At 64.0% G+C, this 24,701-nt stretch carries 20 protein-coding genes and 1 pseudogene; 13 read left to right on the top strand and 8 right to left on the bottom strand.

Features of this window, described 5'->3' with window-relative positions; genetic code table 11:
- Positions 1 to 666: 666 nt before the first annotated feature.
- Positions 667 to 1,455 (bottom strand): SDR family oxidoreductase, encoded by a 789-nt coding sequence (locus ABIC21_RS18475; RefSeq protein ID WP_354351834.1) that lies wholly within the window; start codon positions 1,453 to 1,455, stop codon positions 667 to 669.
- Between the two features lie 436 nt (positions 1,456 to 1,891).
- Here ABIC21_RS18475 and ABIC21_RS18470 point away from each other — a divergent pair, with 436 nt between their 5' ends.
- Complete coding sequence (locus tag ABIC21_RS18470; RefSeq protein WP_354351833.1) at positions 1,892 to 2,791, top strand: LysR substrate-binding domain-containing protein; 900 nt, start codon at positions 1,892 to 1,894, stop codon at positions 2,789 to 2,791.
- A 29-nt stretch (positions 2,792 to 2,820) separates the two neighbouring features.
- On the opposite strand, the gene ABIC21_RS18465 is transcribed toward ABIC21_RS18470, so the two are convergent.
- A complete protein-coding gene (locus ABIC21_RS18465) occupies positions 2,821 to 4,560 on the bottom strand; it encodes a helix-turn-helix domain-containing protein (RefSeq protein WP_354351832.1) in 1,740 nt (579 codons plus the stop codon).
- Positions 4,561 to 4,776: 216 nt separating this feature from the next.
- Between ABIC21_RS18465 and ABIC21_RS18460 the strand changes: the two genes are divergently transcribed.
- The 5 genes from ABIC21_RS18460 (at position 4,777) to ABIC21_RS18440 (ending at position 10,050) form a co-directional block, all read left to right on the top strand.
- Entirely contained in the window at positions 4,777 to 6,408 is a 1,632-nt protein-coding gene (locus ABIC21_RS18460; protein ID WP_354351831.1) for a flavin-containing monooxygenase, read from the top strand.
- Between the two features lie 124 nt (positions 6,409 to 6,532).
- A complete protein-coding gene (locus tag ABIC21_RS18455) occupies positions 6,533 to 7,582 on the top strand; it encodes a 2,3-butanediol dehydrogenase (RefSeq protein WP_354351830.1) in 1,050 nt (349 codons plus the stop codon).
- Between the two features lie 64 nt (positions 7,583 to 7,646).
- The gene (locus tag ABIC21_RS18450) at positions 7,647 to 8,120 is read left to right on the top strand and encodes a MarR family winged helix-turn-helix transcriptional regulator (protein WP_354351829.1); all 474 of its coding nucleotides are present in this window, start codon (positions 7,647 to 7,649) and stop codon (positions 8,118 to 8,120) included.
- Positions 8,117 to 9,100 carry a zinc-binding alcohol dehydrogenase family protein gene (locus ABIC21_RS18445; protein WP_354351828.1) on the top strand — a complete coding sequence of 328 codons (984 nt, stop codon included), beginning with the start codon at positions 8,117 to 8,119 and terminating at the stop codon, positions 9,098 to 9,100. The genes ABIC21_RS18450 and ABIC21_RS18445 overlap by 4 nt, the downstream gene beginning before the upstream one ends.
- 284 nt (positions 9,101 to 9,384) lie before the next feature.
- Positions 9,385 to 10,050 carry an alpha/beta hydrolase gene (locus ABIC21_RS18440; RefSeq protein WP_354351827.1) on the top strand — a complete coding sequence of 222 codons (666 nt, stop codon included), beginning with the start codon at positions 9,385 to 9,387 and terminating at the stop codon, positions 10,048 to 10,050.
- A gap of 134 nt (positions 10,051 to 10,184) precedes the next feature.
- Here the strand turns inward: ABIC21_RS18440 and ABIC21_RS18435 are convergent, their stop codons facing one another.
- Together ABIC21_RS18435 and ABIC21_RS18430 are read right to left on the bottom strand one after the other, a co-directional pair.
- Complete coding sequence (locus tag ABIC21_RS18435) at positions 10,185 to 11,285, bottom strand: NAD(P)-dependent alcohol dehydrogenase (protein WP_354351826.1); 1,101 nt, start codon at positions 11,283 to 11,285, stop codon at positions 10,185 to 10,187.
- A gap of 48 nt (positions 11,286 to 11,333) precedes the next feature.
- A complete protein-coding gene (locus ABIC21_RS18430) occupies positions 11,334 to 11,624 on the bottom strand; it encodes a putative antibiotic biosynthesis monooxygenase (protein WP_354351825.1) in 291 nt (96 codons plus the stop codon).
- Between the two features lie 86 nt (positions 11,625 to 11,710).
- Between ABIC21_RS18430 and ABIC21_RS18425 the strand changes: the two genes are divergently transcribed.
- Entirely contained in the window at positions 11,711 to 12,301 is a 591-nt protein-coding gene (locus ABIC21_RS18425; protein ID WP_354351824.1) for a TetR/AcrR family transcriptional regulator, read from the top strand.
- A 72-nt stretch (positions 12,302 to 12,373) separates the two neighbouring features.
- On the opposite strand, the gene ABIC21_RS18420 is transcribed toward ABIC21_RS18425, so the two are convergent.
- On the bottom strand, positions 12,374 to 12,988 hold the full coding sequence (locus ABIC21_RS18420) for a cysteine hydrolase family protein (protein WP_354351851.1): 615 nt from the start codon (positions 12,986 to 12,988) through the stop codon (positions 12,374 to 12,376).
- Positions 12,989 to 13,264: 276 nt separating this feature from the next.
- On the opposite strand from ABIC21_RS18420, the gene ABIC21_RS18415 reads away from it, so the two are divergent.
- On the top strand, positions 13,265 to 13,948 hold the full coding sequence (locus ABIC21_RS18415) for an NADPH-dependent F420 reductase (protein WP_354351823.1): 684 nt from the start codon (positions 13,265 to 13,267) through the stop codon (positions 13,946 to 13,948).
- Positions 13,949 to 14,086: 138 nt separating this feature from the next.
- Here ABIC21_RS18415 and ABIC21_RS18410 read toward each other — a convergent pair whose 3' ends face one another.
- The 3 genes from ABIC21_RS18410 to ABIC21_RS18400 form a co-directional block, all read right to left on the bottom strand.
- Positions 14,087 to 15,187, bottom strand: a complete 1,101-nt coding sequence (locus ABIC21_RS18410) for an NAD(P)-dependent alcohol dehydrogenase (protein ID WP_354351822.1) — start codon at positions 15,185 to 15,187, stop codon at positions 14,087 to 14,089.
- 40 nt (positions 15,188 to 15,227) lie between these two features.
- Positions 15,228 to 16,679, bottom strand: a complete 1,452-nt coding sequence (locus ABIC21_RS18405; protein WP_354351821.1) for an aldehyde dehydrogenase — start codon at positions 16,677 to 16,679, stop codon at positions 15,228 to 15,230.
- Between the two features lie 61 nt (positions 16,680 to 16,740).
- A complete protein-coding gene (locus tag ABIC21_RS18400) occupies positions 16,741 to 18,099 on the bottom strand; it encodes an MFS transporter (RefSeq protein WP_354351820.1) in 1,359 nt (452 codons plus the stop codon).
- A gap of 170 nt (positions 18,100 to 18,269) precedes the next feature.
- Between ABIC21_RS18400 and ABIC21_RS18395 the strand changes: the two genes are divergently transcribed.
- The 5 genes and pseudogenes from ABIC21_RS18395 to ABIC21_RS18375 form a co-directional block, all read left to right on the top strand.
- On the top strand, positions 18,270 to 19,103 hold the full coding sequence (locus tag ABIC21_RS18395; protein WP_354351819.1) for a PaaX family transcriptional regulator: 834 nt from the start codon (positions 18,270 to 18,272) through the stop codon (positions 19,101 to 19,103).
- 135 nt (positions 19,104 to 19,238) lie between these two features.
- Positions 19,239 to 20,813 (top strand): FAD-dependent monooxygenase, encoded by a 1,575-nt coding sequence (locus tag ABIC21_RS18390; RefSeq protein ID WP_354351818.1) that lies wholly within the window; start codon positions 19,239 to 19,241, stop codon positions 20,811 to 20,813.
- Positions 20,806 to 22,842 (top strand): acetate--CoA ligase family protein, encoded by a 2,037-nt coding sequence (locus tag ABIC21_RS18385; protein WP_354351817.1) that lies wholly within the window; start codon positions 20,806 to 20,808, stop codon positions 22,840 to 22,842. Before ABIC21_RS18390 ends, ABIC21_RS18385 begins: the two co-directional genes overlap by 8 nt.
- The gene (locus ABIC21_RS18380) at positions 22,839 to 24,512 is read left to right on the top strand and encodes a (2,3-dihydroxybenzoyl)adenylate synthase (protein WP_354351816.1); all 1,674 of its coding nucleotides are present in this window, start codon (positions 22,839 to 22,841) and stop codon (positions 24,510 to 24,512) included. Before ABIC21_RS18385 ends, ABIC21_RS18380 begins: the two co-directional genes overlap by 4 nt.
- A 10-nt stretch (positions 24,513 to 24,522) precedes the next feature.
- Positions 24,523 to 24,701: pseudogene (locus ABIC21_RS18375) on the top strand (cupin domain-containing protein); the annotation flags it as partial.

Raw genomic sequence — 24,701 nt, 5'->3', positions numbered from 1 at the left:
ATTGCAATGACCCGGCGATAGACCTTTGATGGAAGTCCGGTTGTGTGTGCGGTACCTGTGGGGAAGGGGCCCTGGGATCTGTCGCCATGGGATCTATATTGTTACCGCTCAACCCATAGGCATGGCCCGTCGATTCCGGCGCTGAGGATTTTGAGACCGCCCCGGGTGACGCTGTCGTCGGTCCGGGGCACCAATCTGGGGACGAGGGCTTCGAGCCTGAACCAGGCGAGCCGCATCCGGCCTCACGACCTGCTGCCTGAGGGCTTCGAGTAGAGCGACATTCCCTAGTCGAAGCGCGCGCAGATGGAGTGGTATCCCGCTGCGTGCCCCAGGAACCCGCACCCACGTTTACCGCGGTTGTCGCGGGCATCCAGGGATCCGCGGAGCCGAATGCGGCGGGGGGCTGGTCCGTGACGGCAGCCGGTCTTCAAGGCTGGGTTGCCCAGCCCGGCCGGCGCTGCACTGGGCAAGGGATGCCTCGCCAGAGTCTGTATCTGGGGAAGTCTCAATGCCGACGACAGGGGCTGCTGACGACCGTGGCCCGGTCGCGGCGGGCAAACGCGACCGGGCCACAGGCACAGCTATGGACAATAATGTGCCACCCGCTGTGCCCTGGCTTAAGGGTTCACGAACCCGGGACCATCGGGTGGCACGGCGCTCAGTCGGTTACACGAGGACCATGCCGCCGTCGATCATGATGGTCTGGCCTGTCATGTAGTCGGAGTCCGAGGAAGCGAGGAAGAGCGCCGTGCCCACCACGTCCTCAGGGACACCTTTGCGACCGATCAGGTTCGCTCCGGAAAACGACTCGAAGGCCTCGCCGGGACGGGATGAATCGCCCATGTCCATGAGGTCCAGGTCCAGCTTCTTCCACAGCGGGGTGTCCACGACACCGGGGGCAAAGGCATTGGATGTGATCTTGTGCTTCGCGAGTGCGTGGGCGGCTGATTGGTTCAGAGCGGTCACCGCGAACTTGCTCGCGCAGTAGGACGCGAAGTTCGGGTAGCCCTGACGGCCTGCGATGGAGGACGTGACGATGAGCTTGCCGCCGTCGCCCTGCTTGATCATCTGCTTGGCAGCCTCCTGCTGGCAGATAAGGGTTCCCAAGGCGTTCACGTCGAGCGTGCTGCGGAAGTTCTCTTCGGTGGTCTCGAGGAAGTGTGTCGGCTTGATAATGCCCGCGATGGCGAACATGCAGTCAAGCCGGCCGAACGACTCCACGCTGGTTTTAACGGCCATCGCGACGTCGGTTCGGTTGACGACGTTACCGGAAACGGCGACAGCTCTGCCGCCGGTGGCGGTGATCTCGTCCTGGACACTTTTTGCTGCGTCGAGGTTTAGATCGAGTAGTGTGACGCTCGCTCCCTCGCCTGCCAGCGCGAGGGCGATAACGCGACCCATACCGCTGCCGGCACCTGTAACTAGGATGCTGCGATCCTCTACACGACGTGACATGTTGTCTCCTATAGCTCTTGTGGGAGTACTTAGAGCAGATGTGCGGAGACCGACCGGGCCGCGTTGGGGCTGCCCTGCGCTGGCAAGTCCAAGGCCGGAGCCTTGACCCTTTCACAGCGCCACTAGTCAGCCGCGCACCGTCTGCCTCCCGGCGTTCATCTGTAATCACCCATCAGCTCGTCGGTGAGCCGGGGGATGTCCCGCGATTGCGGCACTTCCTCATCCTGCAAGACGCTTCCTTGCTGAAGACCGAAGTGTTCAAACCTTGCACACACCTTTTGGTAGCCCGCTCGGCCCGTCTCCCCAAACTTGCACGGAAAGCTGGCCCCACGTCGGGCAGCAACAATTGTTGCACTTCCGGCGCGCAAATAGGTTTCCAGTGATACCTTTTACTCAATAATGAAAATGGTGGGAAAACGAGAAGAGCGAGCTGAACATGGACGTTGGCCAGCTGAGGGCTTTCCTTGCCGTGGCACAGGAACTCCATTTCGGGCGGGCTGCCGAACGCCTAAACATGACCCAGCCGCCCCTGAGTCGGATCATCAAACAGCTCGAAACTGAACTCGGAACGCGCCTGCTGGACCGCAACACCCGTTCCGTGAAGCTCACGTCCAGTGGGCAGGCGTTGGTCGCCCCTGTCACCGAGGTTTTCGAGGCCCTTCGCCGAGCCGAGGAGGCCGTCCGGTCCGCCGACAACGGCGAGGCCGGAATGGTGCGAATTGCTTTTGCTGGCGTCTCTACCCACCAACTGGTGGCCCGACTCGCCAGGCAGGTGAAGTCCAACAGGCCAAGGATCCAGCTGGAGCTGTCCAGCCAGAATTTCGCCCAGCCTGCGATGAAAAAACTGGTGCAAGGGGAGACGGACATCGCGCTGGGACGATGGGACGTCATCCCGGCAGAGGTGTCCTCTCGTGTGGTCATGCGGGACTCCCTCGTGGTGGCAATGCCCGACACTCATCCGCTTGCCGGCTCACGCCGGATCGCAATGGGGCGGCTTGCCGCTGAGGCCTTCATATCGCTGACGCCTTTCGAGGGCGCCGTCCTGCCAGATCGGCTTCGGCGGCTAGCCCATGCCAACGGTTTTGTCGCCGACATCGTTCAGGTGGCCCCTGACACGCAGACCGCACTGGCGCTGGTAAGCGCCGAAGTCGGGTGCCATCTAACATTGGCGTCTGTCGCGCGGAATGCGACAGATCCGCATGTTGTGTTCATTCCGCTCGAGGACTCCACCGCCGATGTCGACCTCAGGGCAGCATGGCGCCGCAACGATACAAGTCCGGCACTACAGGCTGTGCTGGAAGAAGTCATCAGCCTCGACGGCGACACCACGGCCTGATGCATTCCGCCGGGCAGGGGCCATCGGAATCAGATCGACCCTTCTCCCGTATCGAGGCCAAGCTGGCGCAGCCGCCGATACAGTGTGGACCTCCCCATACCCAGCAGGGCCGCGGCCTCCGATTTGTTACCTCCGGCGGCGTCGAGTGCCCTGATGATGGCCCCGCGCTCCGCCGTCTCCATCATGCTCATGTGACGTCGCGGGGGCGCCTGCTGCAGATGTTTCGGCAAATGCCGACGTTCGATGACCGAGCCTTTCGCATCCCCAATCAGGGCGGCTACAGTGTCGGCAAGTTCGGCGACATTGCCGGGCCAGTTCCACTGGACCATGGACTGCAGGGCAGCCGGGGAGATGGTGTGCCGCGATTCCGGGTCAACCACGTTGAGGATGGCCTTGACCAGGCCGGGGATCCTTTCCGGGGTCCGGGCCAGTGCATCGATACGCTCCTCGGTTCCGGTGGTGTCAACAAAAGCCCGAACGGCTGGCGCAGCGTCATCTCGCGAGGACGTCAGCAGAAGGCTGCTTGCGCGCTGCCCATCGGACCTGGCTTGCCGGTGTCGCTCGACGACAGCGGCCAAGTCCCCAACTTCGTTTTCAGCGAGGTCCTCGATCCGCCGGATCAGCACGTCGGTACCGCCTGCCAGGAGGTCCTCGATGGCCCTCCACGGAGTAGCCGCCCCGGCGGACAGGACAAATACTTCACAACGCGCCGTACTTCCCCACTCCGTACGCAGCCTCCCGGCGACCGTCGCGCGTCCAGAACCACGCGGTCCATCTACCAGGACAACGGCCGGAGCAGTCTTGCTCGGTGCCGGCGCGCCTTTGCCCTCAAGCCGTGCCCCAGAAGGCAAGGCCAGCCCAGACGGGTTGTCGGACGCGTTGCTCAGATCGGAGAAGTGCACCACGTAGTGCTCACGCGGCCCGTCCACCACCCTCCGGGCCGTGACCTCGATGGAGGTTGCCTCCAATTCACGACGCAGTGTGTTGCTGGATGACCAGTCGTGGGATTTGAGCACTTCCCAGAGCATGACATGCGACGCGACACTGACGTAGGGCAGACCCGGCGTGTTAGCCAGGATGGACTCTCGATCCATCACCACCGTAGGACGCTGTGAGCTGCTGAAACGCATAAAGGACATCGCAAGTGCGAGATCCTGGGGCCGGGAGGACGCCCGGAATCTCTCCTCAATCTGCTGGCTGATCTCCCGCGTCAGCGACAGCATGATCGGGCTGGCAGCCTCGAGCGGGCCGCCCAGCGAGACTGAGCCAACGACCAGACCGGCCGGTGTATAGACGGGCGCAGCCGCACACGCCAGGGCGGTCAAGGCGTCGTTGTAGTGCTGGCTCCCCTTGACGAAAACCGGGCGCTTCTCGACCATGGACGTGCCCAAGCCGTTCGTGCCAATGGATTCCTCGGAGTAGTCGAAGCCCTCCGCCGCGTGCATGCTGTCGAGGCGCCGTCGCTCACTGTTGTCACTCGTTCGCCGGGCAACGATGCTGCCGCCCCGGTCGCTGAGGAAGAGTGTGGTCCCAGTGTCAGCCAGCTGGTGTTGCCAACGATCGAGCACAGGAACTGCAGCCCGGCACAGCAGAGAGTCCGTATCCACGTCTTGAAAACGTTGAGACGGGACCGAGCTTTCGACGGCGCTGCTGAGCGACCGGCGCCAACTGCGCACGATCAGGTCCGGCACCGCATCGTTGGCCCCATAGGTTCCAGTGAGGCCAACGCGAATCAGCTGCTCCCGCGCTTCCCGCACCGGATCGGACATATCTGCCCCTTTGCAATGTCATCCGCCAACCCGGATGTCGGCCAATCAGCACTCGTCAGCACTCGCGATTAGTGCTGAGAGGGTATCAATCGCGGAATCTCGGGTCGAACGGAAGTGTCCCAAATCGAGACACCGCGTCCTTGTTGTGCCACCACAGACTGGTAACTACAAAGTGAATTATCTCACAGAGCCCAATTAGTCGGAGGAAATGACATCATGGACAACGCCGTCCCCGAGAAGATCTACCAGCTCGACGCACTCGTCGTCGGAGCAGGCTTCGGTGGCATCTACATGCTGCACAAGCTGCGCAACGAACTCGGTCTCAACGCCGTCGCCATTGACCGCGCAGGAGGCGTAGGCGGGACCTGGTACTGGAACAAGTACCCCGGCGCCCTGTCGGACTCGGAGAGCTTCGTCTACCAGTACTCGTTCGATCGGGAGCTCTACAAGCAGACTCCGTGGAACACCAAATATGTGCCCCAGCGCCAGATTCTGGCGTACTTGAATGGCGTCGTGGACCGGTACAACCTCCGCGAACACGTTGAGCTTGAAACCGGCATGACTGACGCTGAATTCGACGAAGCAGCCGGCATCTGGAAGGTGCGGACAGACAAGGGTGTCACGTTCCAGTCCCGGTTCCTCGTCACGGGTCTCGGACTGCTCTCCGCGACAAACCTGCCCAAATTCCCCGGGATGGAATCATTTCAGGGCCGCCTGGTGCACACCGGCGCCTGGCCCGAGGACCTGGATCTGGCCGGCAAGCGTGTCGGCGTGATCGGCAATGGTTCCACCGGCAACCAGGTGATCACGGCCACCGCACCCATCGCTGCCCACTTGACCTCGTTCCAGCGCACCCCGCAGTACAGCGTGCCTGCCGGCAACCGCGAACTTACGTTGCAGGAACAGCAGGGGCACCGGGACAACTTTGAGGCCAACTGGGACCAGGTCCGGAACTCTTCCGTCGCCATGGGCTTCGTAGAGAGCGCCGTTCCGACGTTCAGCGTCACCCCGGAAGAGCGCGAACGCATCTACCAGCAGACCTGGGAGGAAGGCGGAGGGTTCCGCTTCATGTTCGAGACCTTCTCTGATATCGCCACTGACCCGGAAGCCAACGAAGAGGCGGCGAAGTTCATCCGCCGGAAGATCGCCGATATCGTGAAGGACCCTGAGACCCGCCGAAAACTGACGCCGACGGACCTCTACGCCCGCAGGCCGCTGTGCGATTCGGGTTACTACGAAACGTTCAACCGCCCAAACGTCTCCCTCGTGAACGTCAAAGAGAACCCGATCGAGCAGGTGACGGAGCAAGGCATCGTCACAGCTGACGGAACCCTGCACGAACTTGACGTTCTCATCTGCGCCACCGGCTTCGACGCTGTGGACGGCAACTACGTCCGAGTCAATATTCGTGGCCGGGACGGCGAAACGCTGAAGGAACACTGGGCAGGCGGCCCGACCAGCTATCTCGGCATGGCAACCAGTGGCTTCCCGAACATGTTCATGATCCTCGGCCCCAACGGCCCCTTCACCAACCTTCCGCCCTCGATCGAGGCTCAGGTCGAGTGGATCAGCGAAACTATCGGCCATGTGTCGAGCTCCGGTACCGGCTGGATCGAAGCCAAGGCCGACACTGAGGCTGACTGGACAGAGACCTGCTCGGACATCGCCCATCAGACCCTCTTCCCCCAGGCCGCTTCGTGGATTTTCGGGGCGAACATCCCGGGCAAGAAGCGGACCGTGATGTTCTACCTCGGCGGCATCAAGCAGTACCGTTCCATCCTCGCCGACGAAGCCTCGAACAAGTACCCGAATTTCATGACCGACAGCAAAGCGCTGACGCCTGCCTGATCGGCACTGCTGGGAGAGCCCGGGACGGACAGCGGTCACGCCGCCCGTCCCGGGCTGTCCTGCGAGTTGGCGAACGCGATTCTGATCCGCATCATCTGATGCCCCCATACAACTAGGAGGCGCCATGCGCGCAGCGGTTTATTACGGCAAGAACAAACTTGAGATCCGGGACGTTCCGGAACCGTCTCCCGGCGAAGGCCAGGTGAAGATCAAGGTCAGCCGGAACGGAATCTGCGGTACCGACCTTCATGAGTACTACGACGGCCCGATCTTCATTCCTCCGACCGATCCGCACCCCCTCACGGGCCAATGCCTGCCCCTGACCTTGGGCCATGAATTCTCCGGCGTGGTGACGGAAGTCGGTAAGAACGTCACCGATGTCCTCGAGGGTGACCGGGTCACGGTCGAGCCCATTTACCGCTGCGGCGTGTGCCGGCCGTGCAGGAGCGGGCACTACAACCTGTGCAACGTGATCGGGTTCCATGGGCTGATGGCCGACGGCGGAATGGCAGAGTACACAGTCGTGCCAAGCAATCAGGTGCACAAACTCCCCGAGAACGTCTCGCTCGAAATGGGTGCACTGGTGGAGCCGATGTCCGTCGCATATCACGCCGCGACCATGGGCGAAGTCAACGACCAGAGCCGCGCGCTGATTTATGGCGCCGGGCCTATCGGCATCGGCATCTGGTTTGCCCTCCGCGGGATGGGACTGACCGAAATCGACGTCATTGAACCGTCGGAGACCCGCCGAAGGTCCATTGAGGCGCTCGGCGCACGCACGCTGGATCCCAGCAGCCAGGACGTGACCGCACTCATTGCCGACCGGACCAACGGGGACGGTGTTGACGCGGCCTTCGACGCCGCCGGGGTTGCACCTGCCGTCCAATCAGCCCTGGAATGCCTCGGGGAACGCCGGCCGCTGGTCAGCGTGGCGATCTATGAAAAGCCTCTCCCGACGCCGCTCATCAACCTCGTGCTGCGGGAGCGGCGCATCCAGGGGACCATTTGCTACACCGGGGCTGACTATTCGGCGGTGATCGACCTCATGGCGAACGGTCACTACAAGACGACAGGGTGGGTTGAGGACATCCCCCTCAGCGGAGTGGTCCAGGAAGGGTTCGAGAAGCTCCGGGCGGGGCAGAAAATGAAGCTGCTGGTCGATCCTGCTCTCTGATCCCATCGACAAAGTAGAAAACAAGGAAGTATCTTCCATGGAATCTATTTGCTAGTCTTGACCCATGGACTCCAGAGACGACCCCGCTGCCTTCTATCCGCTGTTCAGTGCGCTCACCCGGCTCGAAACGGAGTTGTGGGACGCGGTTGATGCCCGCCTGCGCGATGAATGCGGCCTTCCCCTCGGCAGGTACGAGGCGATGGTTGTCGTTGCGTCCGCCGGCACGTGCAGGGTGTTCGACATTGCGTCGGCGCTGTCCATCACGGTGGGCGGCGCCAGCAAGCTCGTTGATCGTATAGAGGCGGCGGGGTTCTGCTCGCGGAAGATGAACCCGGGCGACCGGCGCTCCTCGCTCCTTGAACTCACACCGGCCGGGGCAACGGTGGTTGATCGGGCCCGCAAGGTGGTCGAGGCAGAACTTGCCCGCTGGTTCACCCCGGCCCTGACCACGCAGGACGCTGGCTCACTGTTCGAACTCCTGACACGGCTGCGCAATGCGCAACGGCCCGCGCCGGACTCCAAGGTGGCCGGGCAGTGAGCGGCGGCACCATGCGGGCAGTTGTTCTGGACGGCCCCGGGCCGGCTGAGGCTCTGGTCATTCGGGAAAGGGCCATTCCTGCGCCCGGGCCCGGTCAGGTGCTCATCCGCGTGCGGGCCTTCGGGCTCAACCGCTCGGAACTTCATACCCGCATGGGCCTGGCGGACGGCGTCACCTTTCCGCGTGTGCCCGGGATCGAAGCCGTCGGGGAGGTGGTGCACTCCCCCGGCGGGGAGTTCGGCGCCGGGCAAAAGGTCGTCACGCTGATGGGCGGCATGGGCCGCGTGTTCGACGGCGGCTATGCCGAGTACACGTGTGTGCCGGCACGCCAGGTCGTTCCCTTCGAATCCGAACTGCCCTGGCCTGTCATCGGCGCCATCCCGGAGATGCTCCAGACCGCGCACGGTTCCCTCACCGTTGGCCTGGACATCATGCCCGGCCAGAGCCTGTTCATCCGCGGCGGAACCTCGTCCGTCGGCATGGCGGCCGCCATCCTTGCCAAACGCCGCGGACTTACCGTCCTGGCATCGACCCGCGACGAGGCCAAGCGGGAGGCACTCACCGCGATCGGCGTCGACCACGTCCTGATCGACGACGGAAACCTTGCCGCCGCCGTGCGTCGCATTGTTCCCGACGGCGTGGATGCCGCCCTCGAACTCGTAGGCTCCCCGACGCTGCGCGACACGCTGCACGCCACCCGGGTCCACGGCGTCGCCTGCTTCACCGGCATGCTCTCAAACCAGTGGACCATCCCGGATTTCTATCCCATCGATTACATCCCCCGAGGCGTCCGACTCACCTCCTACACAGGCGGAGCCGACGACCTTCCCGGCAGCGTGCTCCAGGACTTCCTGCAGGCCGTCAGCGACGGCACCGCAATCGTCCCCATCGGCCAGGTCTATACCCTCGATGACATCGTCCAGGCCCACACCGACATGGAGGAAAGCCGCACCAGCGGCAAACTCGTCGTCACCACCTAAAGTCTCCGAACCGGAGCGGCCCTCACTTCGCGGGGCCGGGTTCTCCCATGCCTCAAACCCATGCCATCTCTTGCCCTTTCAGGCCGTCCCCCTGTGTACCCGGCACACCCGCCGGCAACCGACTGCTGCCCGCCCCAACGCCCCGATGCACTGCCGAAGGCCTCAGCAGCTCTACCTGTTGTGGCGCGTGTCTGATCCCACGAATTGATCTGGGAATATCCGACCGCCAATGATGGTTGAAGCTTCAACAAGCCTCTAGTACAACGACCCGAGCAGGAGCCATCATGCGAGTCCCCGATCAGCCAACGGCCGCGGAAGAGCCATCCTCGAACCCATCCCATGTGGTGGCTACCGCCGGCTCATCCGATCCGGCGGCGCCACTGGTGGTGCTGTTGCATGGCCGCGGCTCAAGCGAGCGTGAGATCATTGCCCTCGCCGACCAACTGCCGCCCGGCCCCGCCTACGCAGCAGTTCGGGCGCCCATCGGCGAGGGCGGCGGCTATGCATGGTTTGCCAACCGTGGCATCGGCCGCCCGATTGCGGAGTCGCTGACTGTTTCCATGGCGTGGTTCCGAAACTGGCTCGATACTGCTGCCCCGGACGGACGGCCTGTCGTGCTGGTGGGCTTCAGCGGGGGCGCAGCATTCGCGGGCGGGCTGATACTTGGCGATCCGCAACGCTTTTCCGGAGCGGCCATTCTGTATGGCACGTTGCCGTTCGACGCCGGGGTCCCCGTCACGCCCGCGCAATTGGCGGGCCTTCCGGTCTTCGTCGCCCAGGGAGATCAGGACGGAGTCATTCCACGGGAGCTGCTGGACCGCACCTGGCAGTACCTGCTCACGGACTCCGCAGCCCGCGTCCACGCCCGCCGGGACCCCGGAGGTCACCACATCACCGGTCAGACGCTTGCTGAGCTCGAGGGCTGGATCCACGAACTCTTGAATTCATAGCACCCCGGTCACAGCGGAGAAACCGCCAACCGCAGACGAAGGTTGGTGAATGGTCGGATGAGGCGCGTCCCGCCGCCTCCTCCGCACCTCCGACCAAAACGCCCGGCTGGGACTCTCCCAGCCGGGCGTTTTCGTCAGAAGATGATGACCGGCTTGATCGTCTTGCCGCTCCTGGAGTCTTCGAAGCCCTGGTTGATGTCATCAAGGGTGTAGTCACTGACGAGCCTTTCGAACGGGAACCGGCCGTCCTTCCAGAGCTGGATCAGCCGGGGAATGAACACCTGCGGCACAGAACTGCCCTGGACCACGGTCTTGAAGGTCCAGCCCTTCACGAGGGACGCGCCGATCTCGAAGCTGACCTCCGTACCAGGTTTTGCGGCGCCGACGAGGGCGAGTGTTCCTCGAACTCCCAGGGCATCGGCCGCCTGGCGCAGGAGCGCGGGCAGGCCCGTGGTGTCCACGACGTAGTCGACGCCTGCATCCTCCGTAATTTCACGAAGCCGCGCGGCGACGTCGTCGGTCCTTGAATTGATGACGTGCGTCGCGCCGAGTTCCCGGGCGAGTTCCAACCGGGAGTCGTGGATGTCAACGGCGACAACAATGGCACAGTCCGCGATCCGCGCCGCCATGACAGCGGCGCAGCCGACGGCGCCGGCGCCGAAAACAACAAGCGAAGACCCGATCTCCGGTTTGAGCTCATTGAGCACAGTTCCCGCCCCGGTGTTGATGCCACAGCCCAGGGGGCCAAGGTGCTCAAGCGGCACGTCCTTGTCCACACGAACGACCGATTCCTCGACAACGTTTGCATAGGTCGCAAAGGACGACTGGCCGAAGAAGTGGGACGAAATGGCTTCGTCGCCCTTGCTCAGCGACGTTTGGCCGTCGAGACGACGCCCAGCGAAGTCTGCAGCCATAAGGTTCTCGCAGTAAGCCATCTGGCCGTTACGGCAACGCTTGCAGTGCCCGCAGTATGCGGCAGCCAATACAACGTGATCGCCAGGAATCACGGATACCACCGAATCGCCGACCGCTTCGACGATGCCGGCTCCCTCGTGACCGAGGACGGCGGGCAGCGGCGTCGGATAGACCCCGTCCCGAACGAGTACGTCCGTGTGGCAGATTCCGGTTGCCACCATGCGGACCCTGACTTCATTGGGCCTCAGGGCGTCCAGCTCAAGCTGTTCGACGGTGAAGGGTGAGCCGTGCTCGCGCGCGACCGCTGCAGTTATCTGCATGGGAAACTCCTCAAAATTGTCGCCGGGATAGGAATCACCCCGGCGAGGTTAACGAATCCGCGAAGTGCGGTTCGCGCTCAGCCGCGCCTGGATCGAGAGCAGGCGGGGCACAGCGAAGTAGACGGCCGCAGGGACGACTACCAGGGTGAGCGTGAGAGCGCGCAGCACTGGAGGCCACTCCGGCGCCCATGCTGCCAGCACGCTCATGCCCGCTGCGGCCAGCGGGAAAATCGCCAGCCAGGTAACAACGGCCCGCACATGGACGGAGGCCATACCGACGGTCCGGTGATGATGCGCGTCTGTTTCATCGGCTGCCAGAGCCTTGCCCTCGTGTTTCACTCAATCTCCAAACGTACGGTTGGATTTGATGCTACTGAGACACCTCAGGCAAAAGCAAACGAACGGTTGGAGATAGGATTGGGTGCATGGCCTGGGACACTGACGCGACGCGGGAGAAACTTCTTGATGCGGCCATCGCCGAGTTTTCAGAACGCGGCTTCTCCGGTGCGCGCATTCACCAGATTTCGCGGAACTCAGGGTGCAACCGCGAACGGATCTACTTCTACTTCGGCGGCAAGGCCCAACTCTTTGAAGCGGCACTCACCCGCCAGCTCGTCACTGCCCTCGACGACCTTCCGATCGTCGGCGAGGGACCTGCTGCCATCGCCGATTTCGCGGGCCGGTACTTTGATCTATCCAGGAGCCGCCCGAGTCTCGCCAGGCTCACCTTCTGGGAGGGGTTGGAGCGGGGATATCCGGTCGGCGCCGAGATTCGCGCCCTCCGCTCAGCCAATAAAGTGACCGAAATCCGGGGTGCGCTCCCCGCGGCGAGCGAGACCGCGGCGGAAGACCTGCTGCTGACGATCGTAACTCTCTGTCACGCCTGGGTTTCGAGCCCGAATGTCCACCTTGTCATAACCGGCACGCCGGATGCGGAACGCAGGCGCGCGTCCATCATGCGGACCAGCGAACTGCTCGCCGGAGACGCCGAAGGCCTGGTCCGCGGGCCTTCCTAGCTAAAGGCCCGTAGACCTGGCGGCAGTCTTTCTGCAGGAGCCGGGGCCGACCTAATTTCCGGGTCAGCGCCCCTATCTCGCTGTCGTGGCGAATGAGGTCTCCACGGCATCCGTGTCGACTATCTCGACGATGTTAGTGAGCGCAAATCCGAGAGCGGCTTCCTGCCACTCAGCATTGATACTGGACGTCGCATCGGAGACGACGACCACGCGGTAGCCGTGGTCTGCGGCGTCCCTTGCGGTGTGCTCAACGGCCATGTTGGTCCACACGCCCACCACGACCACTGTCTTCGTGCCAAGGTTCCGCAGCATGATGTCCAAGGGAGTGCCGTTAAATGCACTCATCCGGATCCGATCGATCACGATCTCGTCACCGACCGGCCCGGTCCCCCCGACGGCGGACGCTCCCCACGAGCCCACCTTCAAAGACTCGGGGCCGAGCATCCGGAAGATGGGAGCATTGTCACCGCCGACATCGCGGCCGGGATAGACCACGATGCGGTTGTGGAAGACCGCGGCGCCGGCAGCACGCGCGGCGTCCAGTACGCGCATCACATTGGGGACGACACCCTGCTGGACTGCGTGCGCCGCCGCCCCCGTGCCCGCAAACGCCCCGTCTTCATGGAGATTGTCGTTCTGCATGTCGACCACCAGGACCGCAGTCGAGCGGCTATCGAGCGTGAACATCACTTACCTCAGGCTTCCGATCGACCCACGCCGATCCATTACTTTGTTGACAGGACTAGAGCAAGGCTCCAGGGAATGCGGGGGCCGGAGCGGCCCGGGACTCCCCCAACGCTGCGTCGGGAAGCGCCGCGAATCCGCATAGCGCCATACATTCCGCAGAACTATATTCCATGGAAGCATAGATTCAGGCCCACTCCAAATGCTTGACGCTTCAAGCTAATGCCTGTACATTTAGTTGAAGCTTCAAGCAATGCTCCACAAGAGAAACAGGATCTGATGAAATCCCTCCTGGCCCGCATCCTCGGAAAGAAGACTCCAATGACCACCCTCACCATCATCGGCAACGGCAACATGGCCCGCGGCATCGCAACCCGGGCCCTCGCCGGCGGCCTGACCGTCGAGATCCTCGGACAGGACGCCGGCAAGGCGCAGGAACTGGCCGCCGAGCTCGGCGCCGGCGTCACCTTCGGCACCACCGCCGACGCCCCGCAGGGCCACATCGTGGTCCTGGCCGTCCCGTTCGACGCAGCCAAGTCCGTGGTCGGCACTTATGGCGCTGCCCTGGCCGGCAAAACCGTTGTGGACATTACGAACCCGGTGAACTTCGCGACTTTCGATTCCCTGGTTGTTGAGCCCGGAAACTCCGCCGCCGAAGAAATCGCACAGCTTGCCCCCGCCGATGCCCACGTCGTCAAGGCATTCAACACAACCTTCGCCGGCACCCTGGTGGCCGGCGAGTCGGGCGGACACCCGCTGGACGTCTTCATCGCCGGGGACAACGCGGAAGCCAACGAGGCAGTCAGCAGCTTCGTCAGCGCCGGCGGCATGCGGCCCCTGGTCGTCGGTCCGCTCAAGCGCGCCCGCGAACTGGAAGGCTTCCAGTTCGTCCTCATGACCATGCAGGCCAACCCGGAGTTCGCCGACTTCAACTGGGACACCGGACTTCAGGTCACCAAGTAGCGGCGGGCCCACAGCGGCCCTGACATCTACTTAAAACCTGACATCTACTTAAAAAGAGGACGACGGCGGGAACTCCCCGCCGTCGTCCTCTTTCGTCCCGGATGTTCACTGCCAGTGCAACTGGAGTGAAACCAGTGGCTAGTACACGATGACAGGCTTGATGACCGTGCCCTTGGCTGAATCTTCGAACCCCTGGTTGATTTCATCCAGGCTGTAGTTGCGCATCAGCTTGTCCATGGGGAAACGGCCGTCTTTCCACAACTGGATGAGCTTGGGAATGAACACCTGCGGTACGGAACTTCCCTGGATTACCGTTTTGAACGTCCATCCTTTGACCAGCCACAGCCCGATCTCAAACGAGACCTCGGTTCCGGGTGCGGCGGCGCCGACCAGCGCCAGCGTGCCCCGGAGGGCCAGGGCATCGGCCGCTTGGCGGAGCAGCTCCGGCCGGGCGGTCGTGTCCACAATGTAGTCAGCTCCACGCCCGCCCGTCAGCCGGAGGATCTCCTCCGTCAGGTCAGCTTCCTTCGTGTTGATGACGTCCGTCGCTCCCAGTTCCTTCGCGAGGTCGAGCCGGGACGTGTGGATGTCGACGGCGATGATACGGGCGCACCCTGAAATCCCGCCGGCCATAATGGCACCTGATCCGACGGCGCCGGTCCCGATGACCACAAGGGTGCTGTTCAGCGTGGGCTTGAGTTCGTTGAGGACTGCGCCGGCTCCGGTCTGGATGCCGCAGCCGAGCGGGGCAACGATCTCCAGGGGGACGTCGGAGTCGATCCGGACCACGCTTTCCTCGACGACGTTGGCGTAGGTCGCGAACGACGACTGGCCGAAGAAGTGGGAGGAGATCACTTCGCCGTCCTTGCTCAGTGCCGTGGTCCCGTCGGGCCTCCGGCCCCCGAAGTCAGCGGCGAAGAGATTCTCGCAGTAGGCCATCTGGCCGGACCGGCAGAGGTCGCACTTGCCGCAATAGGCGGCAGCGAGCAGGACGTGGTCACCCGGCTGAACCGTGGTGACCGAATCGCCGATCCTCTCGACAATCCCGGCCCCCTCGTGCCCAAGGACGGCCGGCAGCGGTGTGGGATACACCTGGTCACGCACGATGGCGTCCGTGTGGCAGACACCTGAGGCCACCATTTTTACGAGCACCTCGTTGGGGCGCAGATCGTCCAGCTCAAGTTCTTCAATTGTGAGGGGTTGCCGTGGCTCCCGGGCCACTGCTGCGGTTACCTGCATAGTTATTTCGTTCCTTTTGTCGGATGCCTCGGGCTCTGGTTCAGAAGGGGTACGGCTGATCGGACTGCTCCACTGTGATCCACTTCAGCTCGGTGAACTCGTTGATGACGGCCCTGCCATCGAACCTGCCGTAGCCACTGTTTTTCATGCCGCCATAGGGAGCCTGGGCTTCGTTCTGAACGGTTGCCCCATTGACGTGCACGTGTCCTGCTTGGATCCGCATGGCAACCTGCAATGCCCGGGTGCTGTCGGCGCCGAAAACGGCCGCAGCGAGACCGTACTCTGTATCGTTTGCGACCTGGACCGCCTCTTCGACGCCGGAAACGCGGACAACAGTGGTGATCGGTCCGAAGGTTTCCTGATCGTAGATGGACATTTCGGGCCGCACTTTGTCGATAATGGTGGCCGGCATCGATGCACCGTCGGCACGGGCACCGACGACAAGTTCCGCTCCCTTGGCCAGTGCATCATCGATGAGGCCGTTGATCCTGGGGCCCGACTCTTCGCGGATCATGGGCCCGACGATGCAGGCTTCGTCGGTCAGCGGGTCTCCGGCGGCCAGCTGCGCTGCGCGGGCGGCGAACTTGGAAACGAACTCGTCGGCCACGCTCTCGTCAACGACGAAGCGTTCGGTCGACATGCAGATCTGGCCTTGGTAGAGGAAGGAGCCGAAGACGGCCGCATTGACGGCGCCGTCGACGTCAGCGTCATCGAGGACGACAAACGGTGCCTTGCCGCCAAGCTCGAGCAGCACCGGTTTGAGGTACCGGGCCGCCTTTTCGGCGATGATACGCCCCACTGCCGTTGAGCCGGTGAAGTTGATCCGGCGGACCGCCGGGTGCGCGATGATGGATTCGACAACCCGATCGGAGTCTTCCGCGGTGCTGGTCAGGAAGTTCAGCACACCGGCCGGAAGTCCGGCCTCGTGCAGGACCTCGGCAATGATCGCATGGGTCTTCGGGCTGGTCTCCGAGGCACGGAAGACCACCGTGTTGCCGCAGACGATCGGGTACGCAATGGCCCGGGCAGCAAGCACGCCTGCTCCATTCCAGGGGGCCATGCTGAGAACAACCCCGGCGGGCTGCCGGACCGTCATAGAGAGGGTACCCGGCTTGTCCGTCGGGAGGGTCTCCCCCTGAATCTGGGTGGCGAGCCCGGCTGCTTCACGGAAGAGCTGCGCAGTGAGGAAGACGTTGAACCCGGCCCAGAGCTGAGCTGCACCAACTTCAGACATCATTGTCTCGATGAACTCCGGGCCGCGCCGCTCCATGATGTCGGCGGCTTTGAGCATCACAGCCCGCCGTTCGGTGGGGCCGGTGGTTGACCAGGTGCTGAAGGCCTGTGACGCCGACTCGACAGCGTCGAGCGCGTCGTCGACGCCGGCTGCCGCGCTTTCGGTCACGAGTACGCCCGTCACCGGGTTTCGCCGCTCGAACGTCTTGCCCTCGCGGCCGTTCCGGGGCTGGTTGTCGATGATGAGTTGAGTTTGCAAGTGGACTCCTAGGTTTGGATGCGGCCGGGGCAGCCGGGGCTCCGGCTCGGCAAAAGGGTTCTTAGTGTTTGATGGTGCTGTTGGATACGTGCGGCTCAGACGTCGCCGAGGAAATGCCCGTGGATGGGGTGCCAGGGAGGCGCGGTACGGTCAGGACCGCGACGACGCCGATGGCTGCTGCTATCGCCCAGACCGAGAAGTTGATGAAGTTGCCGAGTGAGGCGGCCACCAGCACGCCGCCGCCCGAGATGGCCAGGACGGCCCCGATCCGTCCGACGCCGAGCGTGATGCCCAGGGCGGTCGCCCGGGTTGCGCCGGAGAAGTACGTTGCGACAAATCCGTTCACGAGGATCTGGGCGCCCACTGACCCGAAGCCGACCACCGCGACCAGCAGGTACATGACCGGAAGCGGCATGACGCCGGTTCCCATCAGGACCAGCGCCAGTCCGGAACTCGCGAAGGCCGTGGCGGTAACGGGCCGGGGACCGAAGCGGTCTGCCAGGCGGGAGGAAACGAGCACGCCTACAACGGCGCCGATGTTGACGGTCAGGAGGAATGTCAGGGAGGAGGCCAGCGAGTATTTGGCGATGACCATGAGTTGCGGCAGCCAGGTATTGAGCCCGTACACGAGGGTCTGGCCACAGACACCGGCCAGGCTGAAGAGGATCATCGCACGAAGCAGACGCCCGGTCAGCAGGGTGCGGAAACGGCCGCGCACGGGCGCGTCCCCTTGTGCCAGAACTTCGGGCAGCGGCTCCAACCCGTATTCGGAGATGATGCGTTCCGCCTGCACCCGGTCTCCCTTGGCGGCGAGGAACGCCGGTGATTCGGGAAGGAACTTGTACAGCAGAGGGACGACTGCGATGAGTGGTACGCCGCCGAGTGCCAGCATGCCCCGGAATCCGAGCGTGGGCAGGAAGGCGAGGGCGAGGAGTGCGGCGAGGATCCCGCCGACGGCGTATCCGGAGAACATCAGGGCGTTATTGAAGTTGCGACGGTTGGACTTGGAGAACTCCACGGTCAGTGCAATCGCCGTCGGGATCACACCGCCCAGGCCCAGACCCGCGAGAAAGCGGAACAAACCGAACAGCTCGGGCGTCGGCGCCCAGGCGGTCAGCAGCATCAGCAGCGAGAAGGAGGCGATGGAAACCATCATGACCTTCCGGCGCCCGACGATATCAGTGAGGTAGCCGATCAGGATGGCTCCGATGAACATCCCGGCCAGGGCATAGCTCCCGATAGCGCCGGTCTGCACCGGAGTCAGGCCCCAAGGTTCGTAGGCGAGGAGTTTGGGGACGATGGCACCGTAGACGACCAGATCGTATCCATCGAAGACGATGGCCAGGAAGCAGAGAAAGATGACAGCGGCTGCCGATTTGCGAGGGCGAACCGGAGGTGAGACAGGCGATTGAAAAGCCATTGGGGACTCCAGGTGATATACACGACGTTGTGGCTGTGCCAGAGATGAGGGGTCGTTCGGCTGTGACCTGACCCACAACTGAATGTAACATAAATGTGTTGTGCGTCAACAGGGGTGTTGCACTTTCCCTGATTGACGTCCCGCGGGCACGCAAGTATTGGAGAAGCTTTATGCAGTGGAAACCCAGAGCCCTGATCCTGGATCTTTTCGGGGACTACCTCCGGTATGCCGGGAGCGAGGTCAGGCTTGCCGATATCACGGAGCTTCTCGCGGTCTTTGACATTGAGGCGGCCACGGTCCGCGTCAACCTCTCGCGCCTGCGCAAGGAGGACTGGTTCACCACCCGGCGCGTGGGGCGGGAGACGGTGTACTCCCTCACCCCCCACATGCTGGAGATCCTCAACGAGGGGCGCGAGCGGATCTTCCGGCGGCGGGACGAAAAGTGGGAGGGGCGCTGGACCATGGCCATTTACCAGGTCCCGGAATCCGAACGCGCCGTCCGGGAACAGCTCCGCAAGCAGCTTGCGTGGCATGGTTTCGGCCAGCTGTCGCCATCGACCTGGCTGAGCCCGCACGACCTCATCTCCGAGGTCCGCGAGATTGCCGCCGAACATCCGCTGGCCAAAGTTGATGCCCTTTGGTGCGGGACCGGCGACCTCGAGGAGGACAGGGACCTTGCCGCTCGATGCTGGGACCTTGAGCAGATCGGTGCGGACTATCGGCAGTTCATCCGCACCTACGCCGCCCTTGATGATGAGGCAGCCAACGCCGGCAAGGACGGGCGAACGGCACTCATCGAGCGGATGCAGATAATCGGCGACTTCCGCCGCTTCCCTTTCCGGGACCCCCACCTGCCCCTCGAGCTGCAGCCCAAGGGCTGGCCCAGCAGCGAGGCGTACAGCCTGTTTGGTGCAATCCACCGCCAGCTCGGGCCTGCTGCCACGGAATTCGTCTCCGGCATCATTGGCCAGCCCGTCGGGCAAGGGCAGGAGATCGTCGCCTAACTCGTCGAGGAATCATCGGAAGGTCCGTCGCAACCGTGAGATGTAACAAATAGTTGACGATCAGCGGGGAACCGTTACATAATAAGAACGAGACGTAGCACACGTCCTCCCCCAAATCTCTAAAAGGTGGCATCGATGGCACTTCGCATAGCCTGCATTGGCGGCGGTCCCGGCGGACTGTTCTTCTCAACCCTGTTCAAGCAGACCGTTCCCGACGCCGACGTCGTGCTCTTTGAGCGGAACCAGGCAACTGACGCCTTCGGCTTTGGCGTGGTCTTCTCCGACGCAACGCTGAACCGGATCAACGACGCCGACCCCGTAGTTCGCAACGGACTCCGGGACTACGGCACCCACTGGGATGACATCGAGATCTGGCTCAAAGGTGAACAGAAGTCTTTCGCCGGCAACGGCATGGCCGCCATTTACCGCAAGACCCTCCTGAAGCTCATGCAGGACCGGGCGGCAGAAGTCGGCGTCGATATGCGCTTTGGCCAGTACGTCCCCGACCTGTCCCAGCTCGACGGCTTCGATGTGATTGTCGGCGCTGACGGCGCCAACTCCTCCACCCGCGAACAGCTCGGCGACGGCCTGGGCCACACCGCCGAGACCGCAACGGCCAAGTTCATCTGGTTCGGCACAACCTACAAGTTCAACGGGCTCACCTTCGTCCACCGGCAAAGTGAATTCGGCAACTTCGCGGTCCACGGTTACCCGATCAGCGATGAGCTCAGCACCTTCATCGTTGAAACCGACGAAGACACCTGGCGGAAGGCCGGCCTCGACGAATTCGATGCCAGCCAGCCGCCTGGACCCTCCGACCTCAAGACCCAGCGTTTCCTTGAGAAACTGTTCGCCGAGGACATCGCCGGTGAGCCGCTGGTGGCCAACAACTCCCGGTGGGCCAACTTCCGCACCCGGCGCACCCGCTCCTGGCACAAGGGCAACGTCGTCCTGCTCGGCGACGCCGTCCACACCGCACACTTCTCCGTCGGTTCCGGCACCAAGATGGCCATGGAAGACGCCATCACGCTGGTCCGCGAAATCGCTGCGAACCAAGACGACCTCGAACTGGCCTTCACCAATTACGAAGCCGAACGCCAGCCACAGGTGGCCAAGATCCAGAACCAGGCACGCGGAGGCCTGAGCTGGTGGGAACACTTCGCCCGGTACTACAACTCCTTCGACCCGACCCAGTTCACGTTCCACTTCTTCTCGCGCAGCATCGACATCGACAAGATCCGCCAGCGCGACCCGGAGCTGGTTGCGTCTGCGGAACAGGATTGGCTGGCCAAACACGGCAGCTCACCGCTGGAAGCACCGCTCGCCGCAGGTTCCGCCGAGTTCGCGCGGCGCCAGCTCTCCCTGGCAGAGCGGGACGGCCAGGTAGCCTTGACCGGTCCCGGCGGCAGCCTGGTGCTGACCACCAACCCGGTCGACGCCGATGTCAACACCGGGCTGCTGCTCACCGCCCCCGATACCGAAGCGGGCCTGCCGGCCGCTTTCGAGCTCCTGCCTGCCCGGGCCGCAGCCGTTGTCATCCGGGGCGGCAATCCGTTTACCCGCATCCTCCTCTCGGAGGAAGCCCGCCTGGGCCGGGGCCTGACCAGCGTCATCGTCGATGACCGGGGACCGGTGTCGGCTTTGACCCTGGTGCTCTCCGGCCGGGCCGACGCCGTTGCAACGGAAGGCACGGAGGCGACCGATGCATAGCCTCACACCACTATTCGCACCCCGCGGCATCATCGTCGTGGGCGCCTCGTCCAGTCCGGAAAAGCTCGGCGCCGTTATGGCACAGTCGCTGGCCAACTACCCGGCTCCCGTTGAGCTCGTCAACAGCCGCGGCGAAAACGGCATGCACACCACCATCGCCGACGCCGCAGCAGCAATTCCGGGCGGCCCCGATCTGGCAGTGCTCTGCGTACCCGCCGCCGCCACCGCCCAGGCACTGCGCGACAGTGCAGCGAACGGCGCCGCGGCTGCCCTCGTCTGCGCCGGGGGTTTCGCCGAAGCAGGCGGTCCCGGCGTTGAATTCGCCCGTCAGGTGGAGTCAGCTGTCCGGGAGACCGGCATTCGGCTGCTCGGCCCCAACACATCCGGCTTCTTCGTGCCCCGCCGCAACCTGCGCGCCAGCTTCGTGCCCGGCGTCGCAGAACTGGAACCGGGTTCGGTGGCCGTCGTGGCGGCAAGCGGCGGAGTCAACCACGTCCTGGCATTCCACCTGCAGCGCGCAGGAGCGGGCGTCAGCCTCGCCGTCGGCATCGGCGCGGGCACCGACATCAGCGCACCCGATGTGCTCGACTACCTGATCTCCGATGAACAAACCAAGGCAGTCGCCCTGCACCTGGAAACAGTCGCCGACGGACCGGCTCTCGTCGACGCCGTTTCACGCCTCAGTGCCGTCAAGCCGGTCGTGGCTTTGGTCGTCGGGCGAAATGACGTCTCAGAGTTCGCCCAGTCGCACACGGGCGCCCTGGCCACTTCCTGGCGCACCACACGGGCGGTCCTGAAGCAGGCCGGGGCCGTGATCGTCGACGACGAGACCCAGCTGGTGGCCGCTGTCACCGCCCTGGCCGGGCGCAGGCTTGCGCCGGCGGCCGACCCCGGAGTCGGACTCATCACAGGGCAGGCGGGCCCCGGACTGTTGATCGCCGATGCCCTACACAGCGCCGGCGTGACGCTCCCGCGCCTGGCACAGGCCAGCCAGGACACCATCGGCACGCTGCTGCCGCCGCTGACCTTCCAGGCCAACCCTGTGGACACCGGCCGCCCCGGTCCCGGCTACGAAAAGGTCGTGGCCGCCGTGGCCTCCGACCCGGCCATCGATGTCGTAGCGGTGTACGGACTGACCGAACCCGTCGCCGACCTCCCTCTCGCCGTCGCCAATTCCGGAGTGGCCGGCACAATGCCGTTCCTGATCGGCGTCGACGGCCCCGACGGCGACCTGGAACGCGCGAAGAAGTCCGCGCAGCAGCACGACCTGCCACTGGTCAGCGGACCGACGTCGCTGGCCCACGGCATTACCGCCCTGGTCAACGACGCCCGCGGACAATTCCAGCGCGCCGAAGCACCAGCCGGAGCCTTCACCTGGCCGGAACTGGAAGGGCCCTGGGACGAGAACCGCGCCAAGGAACTCCTCGGCGCCCTCGGCATCGCCACCCCTGCGCGGCGACGCTGCAGCACCCGCGCCGCGGCCCAGGACGCCCTCTCCGAGCTGGGCGGTCCGGTTGCGGTCAAGCTGCTCGACGCCGCCGTTCTGCACAAGACCGAGATCGGCGGTGTGCACCTGGGGGTGAACTCCCCCGCGGCCATGGACCGGGCCCTAGACGGGCTTGAGGCCGCCGGTGCCCGCGAATTCCTCGTCGAAGCAATGGCTCCGTCCGGTATCGACCTGGTGGTCGGCGTCCGCCGTGATCCTGTCTTCGGGCCGATCGCCGTTCTGGGCCTGGGTGGCACCACCGCGGAGGTCTTCGCCGATATTTCCATCCGTTCCGCGCCCCTGTCCGTCCGTGTGGCGGAGGGTATGCCCGGCGACCTGCAGGCGCGCGAGCTCTTGTACGGCTTCCGTTCCGGGCCGATGCTTGAGACGGAGGAGCTGGCGGGCCTCCTGGTCAGGCTCGGCGACGCGCTTGTTTCGAACGACGCAATCGCGGAGATCGAAATCAACCCCCTGCGCCTGACCCACGGCGGGCTCGTGGCCCTTGATGCAGTAGTTATCAATGTCGAGGAGGACATGAAATGACAAACCACACCAGTGAGGGCACCATCCCCTGGCCGGCGGACCTCGCGGCCGAATTCCGCAGCAAGGGCTATTGGGAAGACCGCACGCTCGGCGCCTACATTCTCGACACGGCCGACCGGCTGCCGGAAAAAATTGCGATTGTGGACGGTGACGTCCGGCTCAGCTACGCCGAAGTGGCCAACAGAATGGATGCGGCCGCAGAACGCCTCCTGCAGTTGGGCCTGAAAGCGGACGACCGCATCATGGTCCAGCTGCCCAACGGCTGGCAGTTCACGGTGCTGACCCTGGCCTGTTTCCGGGCCGGCATCATCCCGGTGATGGCCCTGCCGGCACACCGGCAATATGAGCTGTCGTTCCTCACGGAGCTCTCCGAATCACGGGCCATCGCCGTGCCGGACGTGATCAAGGACTTTGACCACCAGGCGATGGCCGAAGAACTTGCCTCACGCATTCCGTCGCTGGAGATCATCCTCGTCTCCGGTGCAGCGAACCCCCTGAACGTTGGCCTCGAGGACATCCTGGCACCAGGCAAGGACGTTTCGGGCGCCCGCGCACGGTTGGACGCCGCTGCGCCGTCGCCTGACTCGCCGGCCCTGTTTCTGCTCTCGGGGGGCACCACCGGGCTGCCCAAACTGATTACCAGGACCCACAACGACTACGCCTACAACATCAAAGCCACGTCGATTCCCACCGGAGTCACCGAGGACACCGTCTATCTGGGCACCCTTCCGGCGAGCCACAACTTTCCCCTGGCCTGCCCGGGCATCCTCGGGATCCTGTTCGCCGGTGGCCGCGTGATCATGCTGCCGAGCCCCGAACCGCGGAAGGCCTTCGCCGCCATCGAACGTGAGGGGGTGACCCTTTCAACCGCGGTCCCCGCAGTGGCCCAGCGATGGATCGAGTACCAGCAGGAAGCAGGCACCAAGCAGCTGGCCAGCCTCGACGTGCTTCAGGTCGGCGGCTCGCGCCTTCCGGACGAGATTGCCCGGAAAGTGAAACCGGTTCTGGGCGCGACGCTGCAGCAGGTCTTTGGCATGGCCGAGGGGCTCATCAACACTACCCGGCTGGATGATCCCGAAGACATCATCTGCACTACGCAGGGCCGCCCCGTGTCCGAAGCCGACGAGGTCCGCATCGTCGATGAGGCCGGCGAGGACCTGCCGGACGGCGTTCCCGGGTCCATCCTGACCCGCGGGCCCTACACCCCCAGAGGCTATTACCGCGCCCCCGAGGCCAACGCCCGGGCCTTCACCGCCAACGGCTGGTACGCCAGCGGTGACATTGTCGAGCGGCGTCCCGACGGGAACCTGATCGTCCAGGGCCGCGACAAGGACATGATCAACCGCGGCGGGGAGAAAATCTCGGCCGAGGAAATCGAGAGCCTGGTTTACCGGATCGACGACGTGACCATGGCGGCCGCGGTCGCCATGCCGGACCAGATGCTTGGTGAACGGCTCTGCCTTTACATCACGGTCAAGCCCGGACGCGAAGTGACGCTTGAACAGATCCAGGAGCTGCTGCGCCGGACCGGTGTTGCTGCCTTCAAAATCCCGGAGCATCTTGTGGTCGTCGATGAACTGCCCACCACCAAGGTCGGCAAGATCAACAAAAAGGACCTCCGCGCCGACATCGCCGAACGCCTGGCTGCCGCCGGCGCCCACGCACAGTAGAAGGATAGCCATGATCGAGAACACGACTCATGAATCAGTGGCCGCCGGGCACACTGCTCCGGAGCCGACGCCCGAGGAAGCCGCGCAGCTGAAGGAGCTGTACCGGGATTTTGACCGCGAGAACCTGATCCCGCTCTGGACCGAGATCGCGGACCTCATGCCGATGGTCCCGACGCCCAAGGCGGTGCC

It is taken from the genome of Pseudarthrobacter sp. PvP090 (genome assembly GCF_040547365.1).
Taxonomy (GTDB): Bacteria; Actinomycetota; Actinomycetes; order Actinomycetales; family Micrococcaceae; genus Arthrobacter.
This window is presented reverse-complemented; position numbering and strand designations above follow the sequence as displayed.